This window comes from Bradyrhizobium sp. BLXBL-01, from assembly GCF_051853025.1.
Classification (GTDB): Bacteria; Pseudomonadota; Alphaproteobacteria; order Rhizobiales; family Xanthobacteraceae; genus Bradyrhizobium.
Window position 1 is genome coordinate 6,122,013 of the sequence record NZ_CP182471.1, and the last position, 22,620, is coordinate 6,144,632.

At 66.6% G+C, this 22,620-nt stretch carries 23 protein-coding genes and 1 tRNA gene; 16 read left to right on the forward strand and 8 right to left on the reverse strand.

The genetic code is table 11. The features are described from left to right. Nucleotides 1-289 precede the first annotated feature (289 nt). A tRNA-Pro gene (locus ACNJYA_RS28485) sits at nt 290-366 on the reverse strand. 68 nt (nt 367-434) lie between these two features. Between ACNJYA_RS28485 and ACNJYA_RS28490 the strand changes: the two genes are divergently transcribed. The 6 genes from ACNJYA_RS28490 (at nt 435) to ACNJYA_RS28515 (ending at nt 6,513) form a co-directional block, all read left to right on the forward strand. Then, entirely contained in the window at nt 435-1,424 is a 990-nt protein-coding gene (locus ACNJYA_RS28490) for an L-threonylcarbamoyladenylate synthase (RefSeq protein WP_439401075.1), read from the forward strand. A 16-nt stretch (nt 1,425-1,440) separates the two neighbouring features. Then, nucleotides 1,441-2,868: an FAD-binding oxidoreductase gene (locus tag ACNJYA_RS28495; protein ID WP_172787284.1), complete on the forward strand. Its 1,428-nt coding sequence runs from the start codon at nt 1,441-1,443 to the stop codon at nt 2,866-2,868. Further along, nucleotides 2,865-3,308, forward strand: a complete 444-nt coding sequence (locus ACNJYA_RS28500) for a GNAT family acetyltransferase (RefSeq protein WP_172787283.1) — start codon at nt 2,865-2,867, stop codon at nt 3,306-3,308. The genes ACNJYA_RS28495 and ACNJYA_RS28500 overlap by 4 nt, the downstream gene beginning before the upstream one ends. A gap of 188 nt (nt 3,309-3,496) precedes the next feature. Further along, a complete protein-coding gene (locus tag ACNJYA_RS28505) occupies nt 3,497-4,078 on the forward strand; it encodes an NUDIX domain-containing protein (protein ID WP_439401076.1) in 582 nt (193 codons plus the stop codon). A gap of 277 nt (nt 4,079-4,355) precedes the next feature. Then, nucleotides 4,356-5,285 carry a glycine reductase gene (locus ACNJYA_RS28510; protein ID WP_439401077.1) on the forward strand — a complete coding sequence of 310 codons (930 nt, stop codon included), beginning with the start codon at nt 4,356-4,358 and terminating at the stop codon, nt 5,283-5,285. A gap of 34 nt (nt 5,286-5,319) precedes the next feature. Next, a complete protein-coding gene (locus tag ACNJYA_RS28515) occupies nt 5,320-6,513 on the forward strand; it encodes a CaiB/BaiF CoA transferase family protein (protein WP_439401078.1) in 1,194 nt (397 codons plus the stop codon). A gap of 144 nt (nt 6,514-6,657) precedes the next feature. Here ACNJYA_RS28515 and ACNJYA_RS28520 read toward each other — a convergent pair whose 3' ends face one another. Continuing rightward, on the reverse strand, nt 6,658-7,422 hold the full coding sequence (locus ACNJYA_RS28520; protein WP_439401079.1) for an SOS response-associated peptidase: 765 nt from the start codon (nt 7,420-7,422) through the stop codon (nt 6,658-6,660). 64 nt (nt 7,423-7,486) lie between these two features. Between ACNJYA_RS28520 and ACNJYA_RS28525 the strand changes: the two genes are divergently transcribed. The 4 genes from ACNJYA_RS28525 to ACNJYA_RS28540 all read left to right on the forward strand — a co-directional run bounded on the left by ACNJYA_RS28525 (nt 7,487) and on the right by ACNJYA_RS28540 (nt 9,378). Further along, nucleotides 7,487-7,996, forward strand: a complete 510-nt coding sequence (locus tag ACNJYA_RS28525) for a hypothetical protein (protein ID WP_172787278.1) — start codon at nt 7,487-7,489, stop codon at nt 7,994-7,996. Between the two features lie 9 nt (nt 7,997-8,005). Beyond that, nucleotides 8,006-8,440, forward strand: coding sequence for an NUDIX hydrolase (locus tag ACNJYA_RS28530; RefSeq protein ID WP_439401080.1), 435 nt, complete (start codon nt 8,006-8,008; stop codon nt 8,438-8,440). A 45-nt stretch (nt 8,441-8,485) separates the two neighbouring features. Then, entirely contained in the window at nt 8,486-8,863 is a 378-nt protein-coding gene (locus ACNJYA_RS28535; RefSeq protein ID WP_212254635.1) for a TIGR02301 family protein, read from the forward strand. A gap of 248 nt (nt 8,864-9,111) precedes the next feature. Beyond that, complete coding sequence (locus tag ACNJYA_RS28540) at nt 9,112-9,378, forward strand: hypothetical protein (protein WP_025034564.1); 267 nt, start codon at nt 9,112-9,114, stop codon at nt 9,376-9,378. Between the two features lie 189 nt (nt 9,379-9,567). Here the strand turns inward: ACNJYA_RS28540 and ACNJYA_RS28545 are convergent, their stop codons facing one another. The 5 genes from ACNJYA_RS28545 to ACNJYA_RS28565 form a co-directional block, all read right to left on the reverse strand. After that, nucleotides 9,568-9,888, reverse strand: coding sequence for a cupredoxin domain-containing protein (locus ACNJYA_RS28545; RefSeq protein ID WP_439401081.1), 321 nt, complete (start codon nt 9,886-9,888; stop codon nt 9,568-9,570). Between the two features lie 9 nt (nt 9,889-9,897). After that, nucleotides 9,898-10,431 (reverse strand): DUF4142 domain-containing protein, encoded by a 534-nt coding sequence (locus tag ACNJYA_RS28550; RefSeq protein ID WP_172787274.1) that lies wholly within the window; start codon nt 10,429-10,431, stop codon nt 9,898-9,900. Between the two features lie 86 nt (nt 10,432-10,517). Further along, nucleotides 10,518-11,210 carry an RNA polymerase sigma factor gene (locus ACNJYA_RS28555; protein ID WP_439363997.1) on the reverse strand — a complete coding sequence of 231 codons (693 nt, stop codon included), beginning with the start codon at nt 11,208-11,210 and terminating at the stop codon, nt 10,518-10,520. Between the two features lie 110 nt (nt 11,211-11,320). Continuing rightward, nucleotides 11,321-12,190, reverse strand: a complete 870-nt coding sequence (locus tag ACNJYA_RS28560) for a sulfurtransferase (RefSeq protein ID WP_172787272.1) — start codon at nt 12,188-12,190, stop codon at nt 11,321-11,323. A gap of 170 nt (nt 12,191-12,360) precedes the next feature. After that, nucleotides 12,361-13,695, reverse strand: a complete 1,335-nt coding sequence (locus tag ACNJYA_RS28565) for a dihydroorotase (protein ID WP_439401082.1) — start codon at nt 13,693-13,695, stop codon at nt 12,361-12,363. A gap of 97 nt (nt 13,696-13,792) precedes the next feature. Here ACNJYA_RS28565 and ygfZ point away from each other — a divergent pair, with 97 nt between their 5' ends. The 6 genes from ygfZ to ACNJYA_RS28595 all read left to right on the forward strand — a co-directional run bounded on the left by ygfZ (nt 13,793) and on the right by ACNJYA_RS28595 (nt 20,559). Then, the gene (ygfZ, locus tag ACNJYA_RS28570) at nt 13,793-14,668 is read left to right on the forward strand and encodes a CAF17-like 4Fe-4S cluster assembly/insertion protein YgfZ (RefSeq protein WP_439401083.1); all 876 of its coding nucleotides are present in this window, start codon (nt 13,793-13,795) and stop codon (nt 14,666-14,668) included. Continuing rightward, the gene (locus tag ACNJYA_RS28575; protein WP_439401084.1) at nt 14,665-15,291 is read left to right on the forward strand and encodes a DNA-3-methyladenine glycosylase I; all 627 of its coding nucleotides are present in this window, start codon (nt 14,665-14,667) and stop codon (nt 15,289-15,291) included. The genes ygfZ and ACNJYA_RS28575 overlap by 4 nt, the downstream gene beginning before the upstream one ends. After that, nucleotides 15,288-15,902 (forward strand): YfbR-like 5'-deoxynucleotidase, encoded by a 615-nt coding sequence (locus ACNJYA_RS28580; RefSeq protein WP_212254628.1) that lies wholly within the window; start codon nt 15,288-15,290, stop codon nt 15,900-15,902. Before ACNJYA_RS28575 ends, ACNJYA_RS28580 begins: the two co-directional genes overlap by 4 nt. Nucleotides 15,903-16,047: 145 nt before the next feature. Then, complete coding sequence (locus tag ACNJYA_RS28585) at nt 16,048-16,554, forward strand: tyrosine phosphatase family protein (protein WP_172787267.1); 507 nt, start codon at nt 16,048-16,050, stop codon at nt 16,552-16,554. Between the two features lie 280 nt (nt 16,555-16,834). Further along, a complete protein-coding gene (locus tag ACNJYA_RS28590; RefSeq protein ID WP_439401085.1) occupies nt 16,835-17,803 on the forward strand; it encodes an NUDIX hydrolase in 969 nt (322 codons plus the stop codon). Nucleotides 17,804-17,853: 50 nt separating this feature from the next. Beyond that, complete coding sequence (locus ACNJYA_RS28595) at nt 17,854-20,559, forward strand: DUF2339 domain-containing protein (RefSeq protein WP_439401086.1); 2,706 nt, start codon at nt 17,854-17,856, stop codon at nt 20,557-20,559. A 4-nt stretch (nt 20,560-20,563) separates the two neighbouring features. Here ACNJYA_RS28595 and ACNJYA_RS28600 read toward each other — a convergent pair whose 3' ends face one another. After that, entirely contained in the window at nt 20,564-22,252 is a 1,689-nt protein-coding gene (locus tag ACNJYA_RS28600) for a methyl-accepting chemotaxis protein (RefSeq protein ID WP_260382618.1), read from the reverse strand. Nucleotides 22,253-22,620 lie beyond the last annotated feature (368 nt).

Sequence of the window (22,620 nt, forward strand, 5' to 3'; positions counted from 1 at the left end):
CGTAGGCGTTTGGAGGAAGGCGCTGAGTTGAACTCTATCCCCCGCGCGCCATTCGCGCCCGGAGGTCAGCCAAAATAGGCCCGTAAGTCCGGAGGGAGCATTTGTGATGCTCGATCATGTCCTACGTGACATCCCGCCAGGGTTCGTTTAGGTCGTCCCGCATCAGCCTGATCTGCTCCTCGACGCCCCTGGCATAAGCCTGGGATCGACAGGGATGGCTGCCGTGCCTCAAATCATTACGCATTTCATTGCGTGGGAAAAACGTAGAAAGTATAAGTACTTGAAATGATGGTCGGAGTGGCAGGATTCGAACCTGCGACCCCTGCGTCCCGAACGCAGTGCTCTACCGGGCTGAGCCACACTCCGACAAGAAGGCGGCTTATAGCGTCGGGTTTGACGCACTGCAAGCGGCCGAGCTGAGGAATTTTGCCCTCGTGAAAACGGGTGTTGAAACGCTGATTTTGCCGGCCGGCGCGGCCGGCGCGGAAGCCGCCGCCCGGCGACTTGCGGCCGGCGGGCTGGTCGCGTTCCCGACCGAGACGGTCTACGGGCTCGGGGCGGATGCAGCCAATGCAGTCGCGATCGCCCATCTCTACGCCGCCAAGGGGCGGCCGGCGTTCAATCCGCTGATTGCGCATGTCGCGGACCTCAAGGCCGCGCGGCGGATCGGGCGATTCGATGCGCGCGCGCTGGCACTGGCGGAAGCGTTCTGGCCGGGGCCGCTGACGCTGGTGGTGCCGAAGACCGAGGACTGCCCGGTGGCGGATCTTGCCACCGCCGGCCTCGACACGGTCGCGATCCGCATCCCCGCCCATCCCGTCGCGCAGGCGATCCTGCGCGCCTTCGGCGGCGCCGTGGTGGCGCCGTCGGCCAACATCTCCGGCCACGTCTCGCCGACGCTGGCTGCCCATGTCGAGAGCGACCTTGCCGGGCGGATCGACCTGATCGTCGATGGCGGGCCTGTTACGGTCGGCGTGGAATCGACGATCGTCGGCTGCCTCGACGCGCCGATGCTGCTCCGTCCCGGCGGGCTGTCACGCGAGCGGATCGAGGCGGTGCTGGGCGCGCCGCTGGCGCGGCCGCCGGCGGAGGCCGAGAGCGACGACGGCCAGCCGCTGGCGCCGGGCATGCTGGCCTCGCATTACGCGCCGCGCGCCCATGTGCGGCTCGATGCGCGTGAGATCGCGCCGGGCGAGGCGCTGCTGGCGTTCGGCCCCGCGCGCCTGCCCGGCCTTGACGCCGCGTCGGCCGTCATGAATTTGTCGCCCACCGGTGATCTCGATGAAGCCGCCGCCAATCTGTTCGGCTATCTTCGCAGCCTCGATGCGAAGGGGCCGCGGGCGATTGCGGTGATGCCGATACCCGAAGATGGTCTGGGCGAGGCGATCAACGACCGGCTGCGCCGCGCCGCGGTGGCGCGGTGAAGCAAGAGACGAGGACATGAACATCAACAAGCCTGCCACCCCGCCGCTTGCCCCCGAATTGATCGCGCAATTCCGCAACATCGTCGGCGACCGCCACGCGATCACCGATCCGACTGATATCGAGCCTTACGTCACCGAGGAGCGCAATTTGTTCCACGGCCGCTCGCCGCTGGTGCTGCGCCCGGGCTCGACGGCGGAGGTCTCTGCCATCTGCAAGCTCGCGTCCGCGCACAACATCGCGCTGGTGCCGCAGGGCGGCAACACCGGGCTCGTCGGCGGCCAGACGCCGCATAATGGCGAGGTGGTGGTGTCGCTGCGCCGGCTTGACAAGATCCGCGAGGTCGACACCGCCTCTAACACCATGACGGTCGAAGCCGGCGTGGTGCTGCAGATCGCGCAAGCCAAGGCGTCCGAGGTCGACCGGCTGTTTCCGCTGTCGCTCGGTGCCGAAGGCAGCTGCACCATCGGCGGCAATCTCTCCACCAATGCCGGCGGTACCGCGGCGCTCGCCTATGGCGTCGCGCGCGAGATGGCGCTGGGGCTGGAAGTGGTGCTCGCCGACGGGCGCGTGCTGAACGCGCTGTCGAAGCTGAAGAAGGACAACACCGGCTACAATCTGCACAACCTCTTCATCGGCGCTGAAGGCACGCTCGGCATCATCACCGCGGCGACGCTGAAACTGTTTCCGAAGCCGCGGGCGATCGAGACCGCCTTCGTCGGGCTGAAATCGCCGGCGGCGGCGCTGAAGCTGCTCACCATCGCGCAAGGCGAGGCCGCCAATGCGCTGACGAGCTTCGAGCTGCTGTCGCAGCTGGCGGTGGATTTCTCCGTGCGCCACGGCATCGACGTGCGCGATCCGCTCGCCGAGAAGCATCCCTGGTACGTGCTGATGGAATTGTCATCGCCAAGCGAGGATGCCCGCACGCCGCTGGAGACGATCCTCGCCCGCGCCATGGAGGAGGAGATCGTCGACGATGCCGTGATCGCGGCGAGCCTCGCCCAGCGCGCGGCGTTCTGGAAGCTGCGTGACGAGATGTCGGCGGCGCAGAAGCCGGAAGGCGGCTCGATCAAGCACGACATCTCCGTCCCGGTTGCGGCCGTGCCCGAATTCATCGCGGAAGCCGATGCGGCCGTGGTGAAGCTGATCCCCGGCGCCCGGCCGGTGCCGTTCGGCCATCTCGGCGACGGCAATCTGCATTACAATGTCAGTCAGCCGATCGGCGCCAACACCGCCGATTTCCTCGCGCGCTGGCATGATGTGAACGCGGTGGTGTTCGAGATCGTGCTGCGCATGGGCGGCTCGATCTCGGCCGAGCACGGCATCGGCGTGCTCAAGCGCGACGAGCTGCCCGAGGTGAAGGACAAGACCGCGTTCGAGCTGATGCGACAGGTCAAGGCGATGCTCGATCCGCTCGGCATCATGAATCCGGGGAAGGTGCTGTGAGCGCCCTTGCGATCGAGCCCATCTCCGACGCCGATGTCGAGCCAGTCGTCGCGCTATGGCAGCGCTGCGGCCTGACGCGGCCCTGGAACGATCCGCATGCCGACATCGCGCTGGCGCGGCGGCGGGCCAATTCCACCGTGCTGGTCGGCCGCGAGAACGGCGCGATCGTTGCCACCGCGATGGTCGGCCATGATGGCCATCGCGGCTGGGTCTATTACGTCGCCGTCGATCCCACCTGTCAGAAGCGCGGCTATGGCCGCATCATCATGGCCGCGGCCGAGGACTGGCTGCGAAGCGCCGGGATTTCGAAGCTGCAGCTCCTGGTCCGCCGCGAGAACGCGCAGGCCAATGCGTTCTATGGCTCGCTGGGCTTCGAGCTATCGACCTCCGTGATGTTCCAGAAGTGGCTCGACGGCCGCGCGACCACGCCAAGCAATTGAGATCGAGATGCGGCCGCGAACGCAACTGCGCCCCCTCGCCCCGTTCTTACGGGGAGAGGGTTGGGGTGAGGGGCTTCTCTCCGCACGCGAGATCGTCGATGGACCTGTACCCCCTCACCCGCATCCCATCTCCGATGGGATGCGACCTCTCCCCGCAAGCGGGGAGAGGTGAAGAAGAGAGAGACCTCATGACCATTTCCGACCGCGTCCGCATCAAGGACGTCCGCGTGCTCTCGGACGGCTGGACCACGCTGAAGACCACGACGTTCGAGTACCGGCGCGCCAGTGGCGAGTGGCAGACGCAGCATCGCGAGACCTATGAGCGCGACAACGCCGCCGCCGTGCTGCCCTACAATCTCGCGCGGCGGACCGTGATCCTGGTGAAGCAGTTCCGCCTGCCGGCCTTCATCCGCGGCTACGACGACCTCTTGATCGAGGCCGCTGCCGGCGTGCTCGACAACGCCGAGCCCGAGGAGCGCATCCGCGCCGAGGCGGAGGAAGAGACCGGCTATCGCCTGCACCACGTCCACAAGGTGTTCGAGGCCTTCATGAGTCCCGGCGCCATCACCGAAAAGCTGCATTTCTTCGTCGCCGAATACGAGCCCGAGATGCGGGTGAGCGACGGCGGTGGCCTCGAACACGAAGGCGAGGACATCGAGGTGCTGGAGCTGTCCATCGACGAGGCCCTGGCGATGATCGCCGACGGCCGCATCATCGACGCCAAGGCGATCATGCTGCTGCAATATGCAGCGCTGCACGTGTTCAAGTAGGTTGTCTTTCTTCCTTCTCCCCTTGTGGGAGAAGGTGGCGCGAAGCGCCGGATGAGGGGTATCTCTCCGCGGGCTCCTGAGAGAGTTGGACTCGCGGAGAGATACCCCTCACCCGTCTCGCCGCTCCGCGGCGAGCCACCCTCTCCCGCAAGGGGAGAGGGTAAGAGCGTAGCTCGCTCTATCAGCATTGCAATTCTGTCCCGCGTCGCCGCTCCCCTGGTTGAGCAACCGCAAAACTATCTCTAGTCTGCCCCAACCAAGAACCAGGAGACGCGCCATGTCTGCTCCGCGCGACGACGAATTCGGCTTTGCGCCCGACTACGACTCCCCCGTTCCCTACATGCAGCGCACCCGCGATTATTACGCGGCGATCGGCTACACCACGCCGTACCGCTGGGCGCATTACACCGAGGCGCCGTTCCAGCCGCTGAAGAAACCGCTGGCCCAATCGCGCGTCACCATCATCACCACCGCTGCGCCCTACGATCCGGCCAAGGGCGACCAGGGGCCGGGCGCGGCGTATAATGGCAGCGCGAAGTTCAATCAGGTCTATGACGGCGACACGTCGCAAGAGCACGACCTGCGCATCTCGCACATCGGCTACGACCGCAAGCACACCTCGGCCACCGACAGCGGCACCTGGTTTCCGCTGCCACAGTTGTTGAAAGCGTCCGCCGCGGGGCGGATCGGCGAGATCGCCCCGCGCTTCTTCGGCGCGCCGACCAACCGCAGCCATCGCGTCACGCTCGACACCGACGCGCCGGAGATCCTGGCGCGCTGCCTCGCGGACAAGGTCGACGTCGCGGTGCTGGTGCCGAACTGCCCGGTCTGCCACCAGACCACCGCACTGGTGGCGCGGCATCTGGAGCGCAACGGTATTCCGACCGTGATCACGGGCTGCGCCAAGGACATCGTCGAGCACGCCGCCGTGCCGCGCTTCCTGTTCTCTGATTTCCCGCTCGGCAATTCTGCCGGCAAGCCGCACGACATCGCCTCGCAGGCGCAGACGCTCGAGCTCGCGCTCCGGCTGCTGGAGACCGCGAGCGGTCCGCAGACCACGATGCAGTCGCCGCTGCGCTGGAGCGAGGATGCCTCCTGGAAGCTCGACTACAACAACGTCGCGCAGCTGAGCCCTGAAGAGCTGGCGCGCCGCCGCGCCGAATTCGACAAGCAGAAGGAGATCGCGCGCGGCAACCGCGCCGCCTGACGTCCTCCGATAACAACAATCAAGGGAGAGCGACGTGACGCGACCGTTCGAGGGCGTGAAGATCCTGGATTTCACGCAAGTGCTGGCCGGCCCCTATGCGAGCTATCAGCTTGCGCTGCTCGGCGCCGACGTCATCAAGGTCGAGCGGCGCGAGGGCGAGGACATGCGCCGCACGCCGCTGTCCCGCGAATGGGCCGAGCGTGGCCTGGCGCCGGCATTCCAGGCCATCAACGGCAACAAGCGCAGCCTGACGCTCGATCTGCAGAAGCCGGAGGCGATCGCGATCGTGAAGAAGCTCGCAAGCCGCGTCGACGTCGTCATGGAGAATTTCCGTCCGGGCGTGATGGACAAGCTCGGCATCGGCTATGAGGCGCTGTCCGCGATCAATCCGAAGCTGATCTATTGCGCGGTGTCAGGCTTCGGCCAGACCGGCCCGGATCGCCTGCGCCCCGGCTATGACGGCAAGATGCAGGCGCTGTCGGGCATCATGGCGATCACCGGCCACCCCGAGACCGGACCGACGCGCGCCGGCTTTGCGGTGTGCGACGTGCTTTCGGGCGCCACGGCCGCGTTCGGCGTGTCGAGCGCGCTCTACCAGCGCGACCGCACCGGCAAGGGGCAGCTGATCGACGTCTCCATGCTGGAGGCGACGCTGGCGTTTCTCTCGGGCCAGATCGCGGACTGGTCGGTCGCCGGTCATCGGCAAACACTGTCGGGCAATCAGGCGGTGAGCCGCCGGACCACGGCAAATTTATTCAAGTGCGGCGACGGCCATATCCTGCTCGCCGTCAACAACGAGAAGCAATACCGCGCGTTGATGGCTGCGCTCGGCCGCGAGGACACGCTGTCAGATCCGCGCTTTGCCGACTGGTTCTCCCGCAACGAGAACGAGCCGGCGCTCCGCGCCATCATCGAGGAAGCGCTCGCCGCACGGCCGGCGCGCGAATGGGAAACGATCCTGGAAGACGCCGGCGCGCCCTGCGCCAGCATCTGGAAGGTCGAGGAGGTCATCGACCATCCGCAAGTGAAGGCGCGCGGCGCGATCCAGGAGCTGGACACCCAATACGGCCGCCTGCGCTTTGCCGGCAGCGGCTTCAAGCTCGCGCATGGCGGCGGCAGGCTGGATCGCATGGCGCCGGAGCTGGGCGCGGATACGGACGCGGTGCTCGGCGAGCTGGGATTCGACGCGGCGGAGATCGCGGGGCTGCGGGCGCGGGACGTCGTTTAAGCTTGCGCTGCCGCAGGGTGGGCAAAGCGACTTGTCCGCCGTAGCTCGAGGAGCGAAGGCGGAAGCGTGCCCACCACCGCGGTGTTGAAGAGAGGGATCGTGGGCACGGCGCGTTGCGCCTTTGCCCACCCTACGGCACCGCGCCTAGAACAACGATCCCTGCCCGTCATCCGACGACGCAGCCGCAATCTTCCGCACCCCCTTCTTCGGCTTCGTCGCCTCGGCCTCCGCCTCGATCTCCTCCGCACTGATCGGCAGCACGAGCTGCTCGTCATCATTGGCGACGCGGTTGACGCGGGTAGAGACCGGGTGCCAGGCGAATTCGCCGACGTGCGGAGGCCTCATCAGCGGCAGGATCGCATCGACCTCGTCGCCTTTGATGTCGAGACAGCGCTCGAAGTCGCGCGGGCTGATGGTGACGGGCACGCGGTCACGCAGAGCGGCGAGATCCTCGCCAGCCGCCGCGGTGACGATCGCGACCGTGTCGAGCTCCTCGCCGTTCGGCCCGACCCAGGTCTCGAACAAGGCGGCAAAGCCGAGCGGCTCACCGTCGGCGCGGTGGATGAAAAAGGGCTGTTTGCGGCCGGCTTCCGTCTTCCACTCGTAATAACCATCAGCCGGGATCAGGCCGCGCCGGCGGCGAATCGCGTTCTTGAAGGCGGGTTTCTCCAGCACAGTCTCGGAGCGGGCGTTGATCAGGAGCGTGAACCCGCGGGGGTCCTTGACCCAGCTCGGCAGCAGACCCCAGCGCATCAGGCGGAAGCGGCGCGCGCCGTTCTCGACCAGCACCACCGGAATCGGTTGCGTCGGGGCGACATTGTACCGGGGCGGGAAATTCGGCTGCTCGACATAGCCGAACAGTTGCCGCAAAGCCGCGGGGGCCGAAGTTATGACGAAGCGTCCACACATCCTTTGGGGGCCTATATAGGGTCCGTTCAGGTCCTTTTAACCCCGAACGTTAACACTGCGGCAGATGAGCTCAACGGCCACCCAACCCGCGCGGACGCATGTACAGACGGGCCCCGAGGCGGCCGCCTGGGCCGAACGGCTGCGCGTGGCCAACATCAACCCGCGGACCGGGCTTGCCACCGACTATCTCAACCATTTCAATGAAGCCGTGATGCTGCTCGAGATGGTGCCGGATATGCCGGAATGCGCGGATGACTTCCTGACCTGGACGCCGCTGTCCTACGCCGAGCATTTCACGGCGTCGAATTTCAAGGCGCGGGATTTGGCGATCGAAGCCTATGAGAAAGCCGATCCCAACGTGCGTGCCCAGTTCGACCACATGACGGATACCATGACCTCGATCCTGACCGCGGTCGGCTCGGCCATGCGCGAGGTCGAGAAGGACTCGACCCGCGTGCGCCTCGCCGAGCAGGCCACCCTCTGGGTCAAGCCGCTGATCGCGGCCTGCGGCGGCATCATCAATGGCGGGGCGGAAGCCGACGTCGACACCATCATGGCGAACTCGGCCCGATAGGTGGCGCGATTGACCGCAATCGTCCACCCTGCCCATCCCCAGCTCGCGGTCAGCGCGGCGATCTTCCGCGACGGCAAGGTGCTGCTGGTCCGCCGCGCCCGCTCGCCCGCCAAGGGCTTCTATTCGCTGCCGGGCGGCCGTGTCGAGTTCGGCGAATCGCTGCATCAGGCCTTGAGCCGTGAGGTCGACGAGGAAACCGGGCTTCGTATCGAGATCGTTGGCCTTGCCGGCTGGCGCGAGGTGCTGCCGGCCACCGCCGGCGCCGGCCATTACCTGATCATGTCCTTTGCCGCCCGCTGGACGGCCCGGGAGCCGGCTCTCAACGACGAGCTCGACGATTACCGCTGGATCGCGCCGGATGCGCTGGCAAGCCTCGGCGACCTCAAGCTGACCGGGGGGCTGGGGGAGGTCATCCTGTCGGCTCACCGGCTGCTTGGGGCCTGACGGCCCGTCTTGCGCCAGCCGTCCCGAGGGGGCATACAGCCGCCGATGTCGATGCGATTTCTGGCCATTTTTGCCGTGATTCTCGCCTGCGCCTCCGGGCCTGCGAGAGCCCAGGACGTGGCGGCGCCGTTTGACGGCGGACTGCAGCGGCTGGCCGAGATCCTGGGCGGCCTGCACTATCTGCGCGGCATCTGCGGGGCGAACGAGGGCAACAAATGGCGCAACGAGATGCAGGCGCTGATCGATGCCGAGACCCCCTCCGGGGAGCGCCGCACCCGCATGATCGCCGCCTTCAACCGCGGCTATAACGGTTTTCAGCAGACCTATCGCAGCTGCACGCCGGCCGCGACGGTGGCGATCCGCCGCTATATCGAGGAAGGCTCGAAGATCTCGCGGGATCTCACGGCGCGCTACGCGAACTGATTTCTCGTCATTCCGGGGCGCGACGAAGTCGAGAGCCCGGAATCCATCGAGCCGCAGAGTTGGTGGCCTGATGGATTCCGGGCTCGCGCTGCGCGCGCCCCGGAATGACGAGTGCTGGAACTGTCATCGATTTTGTTCACAGCCGTTAACCGTTCTTAAAGATGTGGCCTAGCGGTCGTTAACGCCCGTGCTACACCTTCTCGCACAGCGCATCGCCGTGGATCGCGCCCCAGCCCTGACCGAGTTTCATGAGCCAGCCGATTTCCTACGCCCCCGCCCGCGCGCCGCTGCCCGATCACGAGCAGAAACAGGCTGCGCTGAGCTATCTCAACGAGGCCTGGGCCGAGGCGCGCCATGACGGCGTCGACGGCGACTGCCTGGCGCAGGCGAGCCTGTTCGCGGCGCTCGCCGAGCTCGTCGGCACCTATGGCGAGGACGCGGTGGCAAAGTTCGTCGAGGGCTTTCCCGGCCGCATCCGCAACGGCGAATTCTCGGTCGGCATCTCCAGGCAGTAGGCCGCTCCGAAAAATGACCCCGCCACGCGGGCGGGGCCAGTTGCGGATGAATGACTTTGCGAACGGATTTGGCGAAAGGCTTCGCGAAGTCTGCCGCTGTTATCGCACGGAAGCCTCTTTCAGCGGACAAGCATTAGTCTCGCGGCCGTCGGGAGATGTTCCCGCAGCGCGCGGGAATTCGCTCCCTCGTCACGGCTCGATCCTGAGCGTCGCTTTCATGTTGGGATGATAGCGGCAGTAATACTCGACCGTTCCGGCCTTGTTCAGAACTGATGTCGCCGATTTCTTCGGCGGCAGCATCACGTCGAAATCGCCGTTCCTGGCGGTGGCGGTGTGGGCGAAGACGTCCTTGTTGACCCAGGTGATGGTATCGCCGATCTTCGCCGATACCTCAGCCGGAGCAATCACCAGATTGTCCATCGTGATCTCGATCGACGCGGCGCGTGCCGGGACGATGGTCGACAGGAGGACGACCGCAAGCGCGATCGAAGCGAGGCGTCCCGGCATCATGCGAGGCTCCTATTTCAGCTCGGCCGCAACGTGCTCGGCGTGCTGCTGATGGCCCTGGAAGATCTTCAGCCCGGTCTGCAGCAGGCTCTTCAGCTCGGCATTGCTCGCAGACGGAATGAGTTGCGTCTCCAGGGCGCCATTGACTGCCTTGTGGTAGGCGACCTCGTTGGCGACGTAAGCCTTGTCGAACGCCGCGCCATCGAGCTTGTCGAGCTCGGCCAGCTTGTCGGCCGCCTGCTTCGATAGCGCCTTGCTGGTGTCGTTGTCCTCCGGCGTGACGTTCAGCTTCTTGACGAGCGCGAGGGCCTGCTTGTTGACCGCCTCGTGGTCGCGCAGCATGTCTTCGGCGAACGCCTTGACATCCTTGTTCTTGGCCTTCTTCTGCGCCTGCTTGGCAGCGTTGATGTCGATCACGCCCGCGATGTAGGCGATATGCGCGATCTGGGGATCGGTGGGCTTGTCGGCTGCGCTGGCGCCGTGCAGCAAAACGGGACTCGACAACATCATCGCTGCGGCGGCCGCCGCGCTCCATCGGATCAGCATGGCTTGGCACTCCTGTGGGCCGGAAACGTTCCGGACTGTTGCTTGCACAGGTTGGATGCCAATTCCGCGCGAACGTTCCCGAAAAATTAGGCCCCGATGCCAAGCCGCCTGAGCACGGCCTCCGTCAGGCGCTCGCAACGCTCACCGGCGAACGGAAACGCATCCATCACGACCGGACCGATCTTCTTCTCGACGTTCTCGCGCAGCATCGCGCGCGCACGGTGCAACCGAGTCTTCACCGTCTCGGGCTTGATGCCGAGCAGCTCGGCGGTCCCCTCCACGCTCATCCCCTCCATCACCCGCGCGATGAAGACCATGCGGAAGGTCTCGGGCAGTTCATCGACCGCGCGTTCGACGACACGCTGGATCTCGCGTTGGGCCATGGACTTTTCCGGATCAGTTGCGGCGGACGAAAGCGGAAACTGGATGATTTGCGCTTCGAGCGTTGCCTCCGGCACCGATCCCAGCTCGACCTGCGGCTTCCGACCGCGTGCGCGTCCGAGGGCTTCGTTGATGGCAATGCGCGACAGCCACGTCGACAGCGCCGACTCGCCAAGGAATCCGTCGAGATGCGTGAAGGCGCGGACATAGGTCTCCTGCACAACGTCCTCCGCTTCGCTGTCGCTGCGCAGGATGCCGCGGGCGAGCCTGAAGAGCCGGCGGTTATTGGCTTGCATAATCTCGCGCAACGCGGCCTCGTCGCGGCGCCGCGCGCGGGCCACCAGCGCGGCCTCCGAAGTCCGGGCGCCGGCGGTCAGGCCGGCTGCGGTCCCTGGCATGGCGGGTGTCCTGTCTCCAATTGGTTCCGGACATTGGATGCAGCCGCAGAGGAAAGGTTCCCGATTTTCTTCCCCGGGATCTTACCTTCCTGGAAGGTAAGGACCGCCTCCTAGTCTGTCTCGATCGGCAGCGAGGGATCCCGCGCCCATTCGCCCATCGATCCATCGTACAGCGTCAGCTTCTCGTAGCCGAGCTGCGTCAGCAACAAGAGGTTGATCGTCGCCGAGATGCCTCCCCCGCAATAGCAGATCACGGTCTTGTCGCGCGTGACGCCCTGGGCAACGAACTTCTCTTCCGCGTCCGCAAGATTCGTCAGCGTCTTGTCGGCATTAACGAGTGTTGGGGCGGGAACATTGACGCTGCCCGGCACGCGGCCGGGCCGACCATAGCGGCTCGGCTCGAGGCCCTGGTGAAATTGCGGCAAGAGCGCGTTGACGATGACCGTCGAGGCATCGCCGATGCGCGCCTTCACTGTGTCCTTATCGACGAAGAAGCCCGCGCGCGATGCGGCCACGAAGGTCGTGGCCGGATAACCCTTCGGTGCACCGGTCTCAATCGGCCGCCCCTCTTCCTTCCACTTGTCGAGGCCGCCGTCGAGCACGCGGGCATCAACGCCGAGCGAGCGCAGCATCCACCAGAACCGCGTCGACCACATCATGGTGCCGATGCTGTAGAGCACGATCGTCTTGCTCGCATCGAGGCCGTGGCGACCGAAGGCGGCCTCGAGCTGGGCTACGTCAGGCATCATGAAGAGTGGGCGCGCGGAGGTGTCGGAGAATTCGCCTTGCAGGTCGAGGAAATCGGCTCCGGGAATGTGGCCGGCCGCGAACGTCTTGTCGCCTGGCACCGCGCGATAGGGCACGTCGCTACCGGGCGGCACCGGCTCGTTGTAGGTCGTGCAGTCATAAAGCCGGAGATTGGGATCGCCGAGCATGGCGGCGAGTTGCTCGGTGGTGATGAGGGGCGTGGGTTGGGGCATTGACTGCACTCCAAATTGCGCTCGCGCTGCCGGGCACTCTGTCATTGCCCGCGAAGGCGGGCAATCCAGTATTCCAGAGACGGCGGCAATTGAACCGAGAAGCCGCGGCGTACTGGATGCCCCGCCTTCGCGGGGCATGACAGGGGAACGAGGAGCGGGACCCTGCCCGCCTACTGCTTCAGCGTCTCCAGAAACCGCACCGGCTCGCCCTGCGCGGCCGTCACCAGCTCGCCCTGCCACATCACGCGGCGGCCGCGGATGAAGGTGCCGACGGGCCAGCCGGTGACGCGAACGCCGTCATAGGGCGTCCAGCCGGCCTTGGACGCCACCCATTTGTTGGTGATGGTCTCGCTGCGCTTCAAATCGACGATGGTGAAGTCGGCATCGTAGCCGGCGGCGATGCGGCCCTTGCAGGCCATGTTGTAGAGACGTGCCGGGCCGGCGCTGGTGAGGTCGACGAAGCGCGCCAGCGAGAGCCGACCCGCGTTGACGTGATCGAGCATCAGCGGCACCAGCGTCTGCACGCCGGTCATGCCGGAGGGCGAGGCCGGATAGGTCTTCTGCTTCTCCTCCAGCGTATGCGGGGCGTGGTCGGAGCCGAGCACGTCGATGATGCCCTGCTCGATGCCGCGCCAGATGCCGGCGCGATGATCGGCGCCGCGCACCGGCGGGTTCATCTGCGCCAGCGTGCCGAGCCGCTCGTAGCATTCGGGCGCGACCAGCGTCAGATGGTGCGGTGTCGCCTCGCAGGAGGCGACATCCTTGTGGTCGCGCAGGAACTCGATCTCCTCCTTGGTCGAGATGTGCAGCACGTGGATACGCTTGCCGGTCTCGTGCGCGAGCTTGATCAGGCGCTGCGTCGCCATCAGCGCCGCGGTCTCGTCGCGCCAGACCGGATGCGAGCGCGAATCGCCCTCGATGCGCAGCGATTTGCGCTCGTTGAGGCGGTATTCGTCCTCGGCGTGAAAGGCGGCACGGCGGCGGATCACCTGGAAGATGCGGCGCAGGCTCTCGTCGTCCTCGACCAGCAGCGCGCCGGTGGACGAGCCGATGAACACCTTGACGCCGGCGCAGCCGGGTGCGCGCTCCAGCACGGGCAGGTCCTGCACGTTCTCGCGGGTGCCGCCGATGAAGAAGGCGAAATCGCAATGCATGCGGTGATGGGCGCGCTTCACCTTGTCGGTGAAGGTGGCCTCCGTCACGGTCAGCGGCGAGGTGTTGGGCATCTCGAACACCGCGGTGACGCCGCCCATCACGGCGCTGCGCGAACCGGTCTCGAGGTCTTCCTTCTGCTCCAGCCCGGGCTCGCGGAAATGCACCTGCGTGTCCATCACGCCGGGCAGGATGTGCAGGCCCTTGCAGTCGATCACCTCGGCGGCCGAGCCTTGCGGCAGCGGGCCCAGCTCCGCGATGCGGCCGCCCGTGATGCCGATATCGCGAACACCCTCACCGTCCTGGTTGACCACGGTGCCGCCCTTGAGGATCACATCGAAACGCTGGGTCATGGGGCCTCTCTCATCCTCAGGGCACAGGGCTCGAGGTCTTGTCGTTTGTGCGTTGCGGGCTTACGTTCCGGAGCAACATGTCGCAAGAGATTTTCGCATGAAATCAGCGTTTCTTCCCGATCGGGGCGTGATCAAGGTCGCGGGTGAGGATGCGCGCAACTTCCTCAATGGCATCGTCACCACCGACCTGGACAGGCTGAAACCTGGCCTGGGGCGATTCGGCGCGCTGCTGACGCCGCAGGGCAAGATCATCGTGGATTTCCTGATCACGGAAGCGCCCGCGGGTCACGGCGGCGGGTTCCTGATCGACTGCCCCAAGGCGCTGGCGGACACCCTCGCCACCAAGCTGAAATTCTACAAGCTGCGCGCCAAGGTCACGGTGGACAACCTCGACCTCGGCGTGCTCGCGGCATGGGACGGCGAGCCGGCGGCCCAGCCCGACCTTGCCTTCGCCGATCCGCGGGCCGATGGGCTCGGCACCCGCATCCTGATCCCGGAAGACCTCAAGCAGAAACTGTCGGACCTCATCGGCGCCGAGCTGGTCGATGCGGCCGGCTACGAGGCGCACCGCATCGCGCTCGGCGTGCCGCGCGGCGGGCTCGATTTCATGTACGGCGATGCGTTCCCGCACGAGACCAACATGGATCGCCTCGCCGGCGTCGATTTCGACAAGGGCTGCTATGTCGGCCAGGAGGTCGTCTCGCGCATGCAGCATCGCGGCACCGCGCGCACGCGCAGCGTGAAAGTGCTGCTCGAGGACGCCTCGCCCGAGCCGGGCACGACCATTCTCGCCGGCGACAAGCCGGTCGGCACGATCGGCTCGAGCGCCGGCGGCAAGGGCATCGCGCTGGTGCGCATCGACCGTGTCGCCGACGCGCTCGATGCAGGCCAACCGCTCACCGCCGGGGGGCTGGCTTTGACGCTCGCTGAACCCGACGTCGTCCGCATTCCAGCCAAGCAGCCCATCGCATGAGCCGCGCTGCACGTCTGCATCCCGACGGCGTGAAGCGGTGTCCGTGGCCGGGGGAAGATCCGCTTTATGTCGCCTATCACGACACCGAATGGGGCGTGCCGGAATTTGACGACCGCGCGCTGTACGAGAAGCTGATGCTGGACGGCTTCCAGGCCGGCCTGTCCTGGATCACGATCCTGCGCAAGCGCGACAATTTCCGCAAAGCCTTCGACGATTTCCAGCCGGAGAAGATCGCGCGCTACAATGCCAAGAAGGTTCACGCGCTGATGAACGATGCCGGCATCGTGCGCAACAAGGCCAAGATCGACGGCGCGATCCTGAGCGCGAAGTCGTATCTCGACATCATGGAGAAGGGCCCGGGCTTCTCGAAGCTGCTGTGGGACTTCATGGACGGACGGCCCAAGGTCAACCGCTTCAAGTCCACGGGAAGCGTGCCGGCCTCGACGCCGCTGTCGGTGCAGATCTCCAAGGAGCTGTCCTCGCGCGGCTTCAAATTCGTCGGCCCGACGATCGTCTACGCCTTCATGCAGGCAACCGGCATGGTCAACGACCACCTGGTCGATTGCCATTGTCATGCGACCTGCGGCAAGACGCAGCGCAAGCCGCGCCTCAAGGCCAAATGACGGCGAAGAAGGCGACGCGCAACGATGAGGTCCGCGCCTGGCAGCGCATGCTGTCGGGCCGGCGGCTCGATTTGCTCGATCCCTCCCCACTCGACATCGAGATCGGCGACATCGCGCACGGGCTGGCGCGGGTGGCGCGCTGGAACGGGCAGACCCTCGGCGCGCACATCTTTTCGGTCGCACAGCATACGCTGCTGGTAGAGACCGTGCTGCGGCTCGAGATGCCCCGCGTCGACCAGCGCGTGCGGCTCGCGGCCCTGCTCCATGATGCGCCGGAATACGTGATCGGCGACATGATCTCGCCGTTCAAGGCCGTGCTCGACGGTCATTACAAGGCGGTCGAGAAGCGGCTGCTCGGTGCCATCCACATCCGCTTCGGCTTGCCGCCGGTCTTGCCTGACGACATCACGCAGGCCATCAAGGCCGCCGATCGCGGTGCGGCTTATCTCGAGGCAACCGAGCTCGCGGGCTTCAGCGCGAGTGAAGCGCGGCGCCTGTTCGGGAAGGATCCGGGTCTCTCCGACAGCGTCCGGCGCGACTATCTGACGCCCTGGACCGCGGCGCGGGCCGAGAAGCAGTTTCTGGAGCGGTTTGGCGCCGTGTTTGCGTAGGTCCTGTAGGGTGGGCAAAGGCGCTCTTGCGCCGTGCCCACCAAACTAAGCGCGATGCGCGCAGTTGCGAAATGGTGGGCACGGCGCGATGCGCCTTTGCCCACTCTACGAGCGCTCGCTATAATCGGGCGCAAAAAGGTTCGCCATGATCCACGTCTGTTCCCTCGCCGCGCTTCCCGAAACCGTCCGCATCACCGGCGCCAGCCATGTGCTGACCGTGATGGCCAATGTCGAACAGGTGGCGCGGCCGGTGTCGGTGTTGCCGGCCAACCATCTCAAGGTGTCGATGGACGACATCACCGAGGAGATGGACGGCTTTGTCGCGCCGTCGGAGACGCATATCGAGCAGGTGCTGAACTTCGTGCGCGGCTGGGACCGCAGCGCCCCGCTGGTGGTGCATTGCTATGCCGGCATCAGCCGCTCCACCGCCAGCGCCTTCGCCGCGGTCTGTGCACTCAATCCGCATCGCGACGAGATCGAGATCGCAAAGAAGATCCGCGCGGCTTCACCGATCGCCTCGCCGAACCGGCGCATCGTCGGTCTCGCCGACCGCGCGCTGGGACGCGAGGGCCGCATGCTGCGCGCACTCGACGAGATGGGCCCCGGCGCGATGATGGTCGAAGGCCGCCCCTTCGTGATCGAGCTCGAATGAGGCGGGAGTCGAATAGCAACCACGACGGGACCGCGCCCCCTCTCCCGCTTTCGGGAGAGGGTTGGGGAGAGGGTGTCTCCGCAACGGGACAATCCCCTAGAGGACAAAGCCCTCACCCGGCGCTATGCCATAGCCGAGGCTTTGCCTCGGCGTCTCTAGTTACGGCCGCCGAGGGCGGCCTACGCCTCTCCCGCAAGCGGGAGAGGTTGCAGCTTGCCCGCGGAGCGACCGGCTCAACCAACGAAGACATTCTTCTCGCAACACCTGCGATCTCAGCCGCATGAGCGAGACGCTGCTGACACCGATCGAGATCGGCCTGACCGCCGCGATCGTCGCGATCGAGGACCATGAGCCGCTGATCCTCACCGCGCGCGGTGCTGACGGCCTGGCCGGCCTGCCGTTCGGCCCGTTCGACGCGGTGAGCCATCGCACGTTCGAGATCGGCCTGCGCGCCTGGGTCGAGGAGCAGGCGGGGCTGCGGCTCGGCTATGTCGAGCAGCTCTACACGTTTGGCGACCGCGGCCGTCATGCCGAGGCCGGCGACACCGGCGCCCATATGGTGTCGATCGGCTATCTCGCGCTGACGCGCCCCGTCGATGGCGAGCTCGCGGCAAACGCGGCGAGCTTCGCGCCCTGGTATCGTTTCTTCCCCTGGGAAGACTGGCGCGAGCAGCCGCCGGCGATCATCGCCCGCGACATCATCCCCGCCCTGACCAAATGGGCCGAGGAGGAGACGCCGGAGACGACGCGCGCGCTGCCGCGGAAGGATCGGGTGCGATTCTATTTCGGTCTCGACGGCGCGCCCTGGGACGAGGAGCGCGTGCTCGACCGCTACGAGCTGCTCTACGAGGCCGGGCTGATCGAGGAGGCGCGCCGCGACGGCCGTCCTGCGGCATTAGCGCGCAAGACGCTTCCCCCGCTCGGGACCTCGATGCGGTTCGACCACCGCCGGATTCTCGCCACGGCAATCGCGCGGCTGCGCGCAAAGCTGAAGTATCGTCCTGTCGTGTTTGAACTTTTGCCGGCTGAGTTCACACTTACTGAACTGCAGCATACGGTGGAGGCGATCTCCGGCCGGCACCTGCACAAGCAGAACTTCCGCCGCCTGGTCGAAATGGAAGCCCTGGTCGAACCGACCGGGGTGATGTCGACACAGACGGGCGGACGGCCGGCGGCGCTCTACCGCTTCCGCCGCGAGGTGCTCCAGGAGCGGCCCGCGCCGGGCTTGCGCGTGCGCTCCCGGCGCTAGATCCTGATATTTTGGTACCGGCCCCTGCCCGCCGGTTGCCTGGAGGCTTCATGTTCGACGGCCCGTTTGACGCCTTTGCGCTGATCATTGCGATCATCGCCTTCCTCATTGCGATCAAGGCATCCAGCCAGGCGACCGAGTTGCGCCGCCGGCTCAACTCGCTCGAAGAGATGCTTTATGCGCAGCGGCCGGTGCAGCCGCCGCCGCTGATGCCGGCGCAGGCCGAAGCAACCGCGACGAGTACGGCTGCCGAGCCGCCGCCGCTGGCGCCGGAAGCTGAAACGACGCCGCCGCCGCTCGTCACCGAAGAGATTTCGCCGCCCCCGCTCGAGCCGAGCACGGGCGCCGATGCGCCCCCTCCGGTCCCGGAGGCAGCACCCGGCTTCGAAGAACGGCTCGGCACCCGCTGGGTGGTGTGGATCGGCGGGGTTGCGCTCGCGCTCGGCGGCTTCTTCATGGTGCGTTATTCGATCGAGGCCGGCCTGCTCGGCCCGGGCGTGCGCGTGTTCCTCGGCGGCCTGTTCGCCGCTGCACTGCTGGGCGCCGGCGAATGGACGCGGCGCAAGGAGAGCATCTCGAGCATCGCGGCGCTGCCGATCGCCAACATCCCCGCGATCCTCACCGCGGCCGGAACGGCGGTGGCTTTCGCGACCATCTACGCGGCTTACGCGCTCTACGGCTTCCTCGTGCCTGCGACGGCCTTCGTGCTGCTCGGCATCGTTGCGATGGGCACGCTGGCCGCAGCGCTCCTGCACGGCCCCGCGCTCGCGGGGCTCGGCGTCGTCGGCGCCTTCGTGACGCCGATCCTCGTCTCCTCGGGCAAGCCGGATTATTGGGCGCTCTACATCTATCTTGCGGTCGTGACGGCCGCGAGTTTCGGTCTCGCCCGCATCAGGCTGTGGCGCTGGCTTGCGGTCACGACCATTGCCTTCGCGGTGCTCTGGATCTTCCCGGGTCTCGATACCGAACAGGTGCAGGTCGCGCCGCACGCCTTCCACGCCATCGTCGGCTTCGTGCTCGCCGCACTGCTCGTCGTCTGCGGCTTCATGTTCGGACCCACCTTCGAGGACGGCGAGATCGAGCCGGTCTCGTCGGGCGCGCTCGGCGCCTACCTGTTCGGGGCGATGCTGGTCGTACTGTCGAGCGCGCATGCGGATCTCGCGCTGATCGCATTCACGCTCCTGGTCGGCGGCACGCTGTTCGTCGCCTGGCGTGCACCGGCGGCGACCGGCGCGCTGGGCGCAGCCGCGGCGGCCGTGTTCATCGTGTTCGCCGAATGGGCGGTGCGCGCCAATCCTGACATGCTGGTGCTGCCGGGCGGCCCGATGCCCGGCGTCGGCCCTGTTGCGACCGACAGTTCAGTGACGCTGCACCTGGTGACGGCCGCGATCTTCGCCGCCGGCTTCGGCGTCGCGGGCTTTTTCGCGCAGGGCCGCTCGAACTCGGCGATCATTCCCGTGGTGTGGTCGGCGGCGGGCGTCGCGACGCCGATCGCCATCCTGGTCGCGCTCTATGCGCGCATCGCCCATCTCGACCGCTCGATCCCGTTCGCGATCCTCGCCGTGCTGGTCGCCGCGGCCTTTGGCGCGGCGACCGAGGCGCTGATGCGCCGCGAAGAACGCCCGGGCGTTGCCACCTCGGTCGCGCTGTTCGCGACCGGCACGCTCGGCGCGCTGGCGCTGGCGCTGACCTTCGCCCTGGAGAAGGGCTGGCTCACCATCGCGCTCGCGCTGATGTCGCTCGGCACCGCCTGGATCTCGTTGCAGCGGCCGATTCCGGTGCTGCGCCGGTTGGCTGCCATCTTCGCCGCGATCGTCACCGCGCGCATCGCCTATGATCCGCGCATCGTCGGCGATGCCGTCGGCACGACGCCGATCTTCAACTGGCTGTTGTGGGGCTATGGCCTGCCGGCCGCCTCGTTCTGGGGTGCGAGCATCTTCCTGCGCCGTCGCGCCGACGACGCGCCGCTGCGCGTGGTCGAGACCGCCGCGATCCTGTTCACCGCGCTGCTCGCCTTCACGGAGATCCGGCATTTTGCGACCGGTGGCGACATGATCTCGCCGCCCTCGCTGCTCGAATTCGCGCTGCAGGTCTGCGTCACGCTCGCCATGGCGATCGGGCTGGAGCGCCTGCGGCTGCGCAGCCACAGCATCGTGCACGATGTCGGCGCGGTCGTGCTGACGGCAATCGCCGGCCTCATCAGCGTGTTCGGCCTCCTGATCCTGGAGAACCCGCTACTGTTCTCCAGCGTCAATGTCGGCGGCCTCGTGTTCAATCTGCTGCTGCTCGGCTATGCGCTGCCGGCCGTGCTGATGCTGCTGCTCTCCTACGCGGTGGCGGGACACCGCCGTGTCGCATATGCAAACACGATTGCGGGTGGCGCCCTGGTGTTCGCACTCACCTATGTGACGCTGGAGATCCGCCGCTTCTATCACGGCCCGGTCCTGCTCTACGGCGGCACCACGAGTGCCGAGCAATACACCTATTCGATCGGATGGCTCGCCTTCGGCGTGGTGCTGCTCGGCGTCGGCATCCTGGTCAACTCCGAGCGTGCGCGCCTGGCGTCCGCCGCCGTGATCGCGCTGACGATCCTGAAGGCCTTCGTGATCGACATGTCGACGCTGACCGGCGTCTATCGCGCGCTCTCGTTCATGTGCCTCGGCGTCGTGCTGGTCGCGATCGGCTGGCTCTACCAGCGCATCCTGTTCCGGCGGCAGATCGCACCGCCGCCGGCTGCGCCGCAGACCGGCAGCTGAAGCGTCAGGCCGCGCGGACCGATTCGAGGAACTGCGCGACCTCGACCTTCAGGCGGGTGCTGTCGGTCGCGAGCGACTTCGCCGCCGACAGCACTTCGCTCGAGGCCGAGCCGGTCTCGATCGCACCGCGCTGCACGTTGGTGATGTTGGACGACACTTCCTGCGTGCCGAGCGAGGCCTGCTGAACGTTGCGCGAGATCTCCTGCGTGGCCGCGCCCTGCTCCTCGACGGCGGCGGCGATCGCGGCGGACACCTCGGACAGCCGCTCGATGGTGCCGCCGATCTCCTGGATGGCGCTGACGGATTCCTGCGTCGCCGCCTGGATGCCCGAGACCTGCGCCCCGATTTCGCCGGTCGCTTTCGCGGTCTGCTCGGCCAATGCCTTGACCTCGGAGGCGACGACGGCAAAGCCGCGGCCGGCTTCGCCTGCGCGCGCCGCCTCGATGGTTGCGTTCAGCGCGAGCAGGTTGGTTTGGCCCGCGATGGTGTTGATGAGCTCGACGACGTCGCCGATGCGGGCGGCGGCCTGCGACAGCGCGTTGACGCGCTCGTTGGTCCGAGCCGCCTGCTCGACCGCCTCCGCCGCCATCCGCGCCGAATCCTGCACGCGGCGGCTGATCTCGGTGATGGAGGACGACAGCTCCTCGGAGGCTGAGGCCACCGCCTGGACGTTGGTGGAAGCTTCCTCGGACGCTGCCGCAACGACGGTTGCGAGCTCCTGGCCGCGCTGCGCGGTGCCGCTCAGCGTCGCCGCGGAGGCCTCGAGCTCGGTCGAGGCCGACGACACGGTCTCGACGACCTCGCCGATCATGACCTCGAAATTGCGGGTGATGGCGTCGACGCGGCGGCCGCGCTCGATCTTGGCCTCGGCGTCGCGCGCCGCCGCCTCGTCGGCGGCCTTCTTGGCGATCAACGCCTCCTTGAAGATCTGGAGCGCATCCGCCATCGAGCCGATCTCGGTCTTCTCGCCGCGATGCGGCACTTCGGCGGAAAGGTCGCCCTCGCCGAGCGACTGCATCGGGCGAATGATCGAGGCGATGCCGCGCGAGACGTCGCGCACGAGATAGTAGGCGGCGCCGATCGCGATCACGACGGCAGCGACGATGATGCCTACCAGCACGCGGAACACGGTGGCGTAGCTGTCGGCCGCCTGCTTGGTCTCCAGCTCGGCGCCCCTGTTGTTGAGCTCGATGCCCTTCTGCAGCAGGGGATCGGCGGCCTGCGCCATCTTCGCGACCTTGGTCTGCAGCAGCTCGTTGGCATCGGTCGGGAAGCGGCCGACGCTCTTGCGCGACAGCGCCATCACGTCCTGCACGCCATTCAGATACTCGGCCCAGGCCTTGGTCCATTGCTCGTACAGCGAGCGCTCCTCGGCGACCGTGATCAGCGGCTCGTAAACCTTGCGCGTCTTCTCGATGCGCTCACGCAAGCCTGCCAGCCGCTTCTCCGCGGCCTCCTTGCCTTCGGCAGTGTCCTGCATCAGGTGCAGACGCAGTGCGACGCGAAGCTCGTTGATGTCGGCACGCATCGAGCCGAGCGCACGCACGCTCGGCAGCCAGCTCTCCGCAATCTCGACGGTGTGGGCGTTGATGTTCTGCATCGTGCCGATCGCCATCACGCCGACGCCGGCAAGCGAGAGCACCAGGACCGACAGTACGGTCAGCAGCTTGAAGACGATCGACAACTTCGACATCACAACAATCCCGATGATTACCCGGCAACGCGCACATCACCTGCGCCGCAGCGTCACGACGGACGACCGGGCGGAGGTCAGTTCAACAATGCTGGCTGGTTCTTTTTCCCGAAGGATTGCGCCCATACTCGCAAACAGGCGTTAACAGGAGCCTACGTAAGAATACGGCTCGCGCGCAGCGATCGTGTTGTCTCTGCAACTCTTTCTTGCAGCTGCATCGGCTTCTCGCGTTGGGATGCGGGCGCAACTCGGTGCAGCGCAGCATTCGCGCCGGCTGCCGTCACGCCGCCCGCACCGATTCCAAAAAGCGCGCGACCTCGCTCTGCAACCACCGCGCCTCCACGCGTGGCGGTTGCAGATCAATCCTG

Excerpts from the sequence above, each read along its gene's own strand:
- ACNJYA_RS28495 (WP_172787284.1), top strand. The coding sequence starts at position 1,441 with ATGAACATCAACAAGCCTGCCACCCCGCCGCTTGCCCCCGAATTGATC.
- ACNJYA_RS28505 (WP_439401076.1), top strand. The coding sequence starts at position 3,497 with ATGACCATTTCCGACCGCGTCCGCATCAAGGACGTCCGCGTGCTCTCG.
- ACNJYA_RS28510 (WP_439401077.1), top strand. The coding sequence starts at position 4,356 with ATGTCTGCTCCGCGCGACGACGAATTCGGCTTTGCGCCCGACTACGAC.
- ACNJYA_RS28520 (WP_439401079.1), bottom strand. The coding sequence starts at position 7,422 with ATGTGTGGACGCTTCGTCATAACTTCGGCCCCCGCGGCTTTGCGGCAA.
- ACNJYA_RS28525 (WP_172787278.1), top strand. The coding sequence starts at position 7,487 with ATGAGCTCAACGGCCACCCAACCCGCGCGGACGCATGTACAGACGGGC.
- ACNJYA_RS28535 (WP_212254635.1), top strand. The coding sequence starts at position 8,486 with ATGTCGATGCGATTTCTGGCCATTTTTGCCGTGATTCTCGCCTGCGCC.
- ACNJYA_RS28540 (WP_025034564.1), top strand. The coding sequence starts at position 9,112 with ATGAGCCAGCCGATTTCCTACGCCCCCGCCCGCGCGCCGCTGCCCGAT.
- ACNJYA_RS28545 (WP_439401081.1), bottom strand. The coding sequence starts at position 9,888 with ATGATGCCGGGACGCCTCGCTTCGATCGCGCTTGCGGTCGTCCTCCTG.
- ACNJYA_RS28550 (WP_172787274.1), bottom strand. The coding sequence starts at position 10,431 with ATGCTGATCCGATGGAGCGCGGCGGCCGCCGCAGCGATGATGTTGTCG.
- ACNJYA_RS28555 (WP_439363997.1), bottom strand. The coding sequence starts at position 11,210 with ATGCCAGGGACCGCAGCCGGCCTGACCGCCGGCGCCCGGACTTCGGAG.
- ACNJYA_RS28560 (WP_172787272.1), bottom strand. The coding sequence starts at position 12,190 with ATGCCCCAACCCACGCCCCTCATCACCACCGAGCAACTCGCCGCCATG.
- ACNJYA_RS28565 (WP_439401082.1), bottom strand. The coding sequence starts at position 13,695 with ATGACCCAGCGTTTCGATGTGATCCTCAAGGGCGGCACCGTGGTCAAC.
- ygfZ (WP_439401083.1), top strand. The coding sequence starts at position 13,793 with ATGAAATCAGCGTTTCTTCCCGATCGGGGCGTGATCAAGGTCGCGGGT.
- ACNJYA_RS28575 (WP_439401084.1), top strand. The coding sequence starts at position 14,665 with ATGAGCCGCGCTGCACGTCTGCATCCCGACGGCGTGAAGCGGTGTCCG.
- ACNJYA_RS28580 (WP_212254628.1), top strand. The coding sequence starts at position 15,288 with ATGACGGCGAAGAAGGCGACGCGCAACGATGAGGTCCGCGCCTGGCAG.
- ACNJYA_RS28585 (WP_172787267.1), top strand. The coding sequence starts at position 16,048 with ATGATCCACGTCTGTTCCCTCGCCGCGCTTCCCGAAACCGTCCGCATC.
- ACNJYA_RS28590 (WP_439401085.1), top strand. The coding sequence starts at position 16,835 with ATGAGCGAGACGCTGCTGACACCGATCGAGATCGGCCTGACCGCCGCG.
- ACNJYA_RS28595 (WP_439401086.1), top strand. The coding sequence starts at position 17,854 with ATGTTCGACGGCCCGTTTGACGCCTTTGCGCTGATCATTGCGATCATC.
- ACNJYA_RS28600 (WP_260382618.1), bottom strand. The coding sequence starts at position 22,252 with ATGTCGAAGTTGTCGATCGTCTTCAAGCTGCTGACCGTACTGTCGGTC.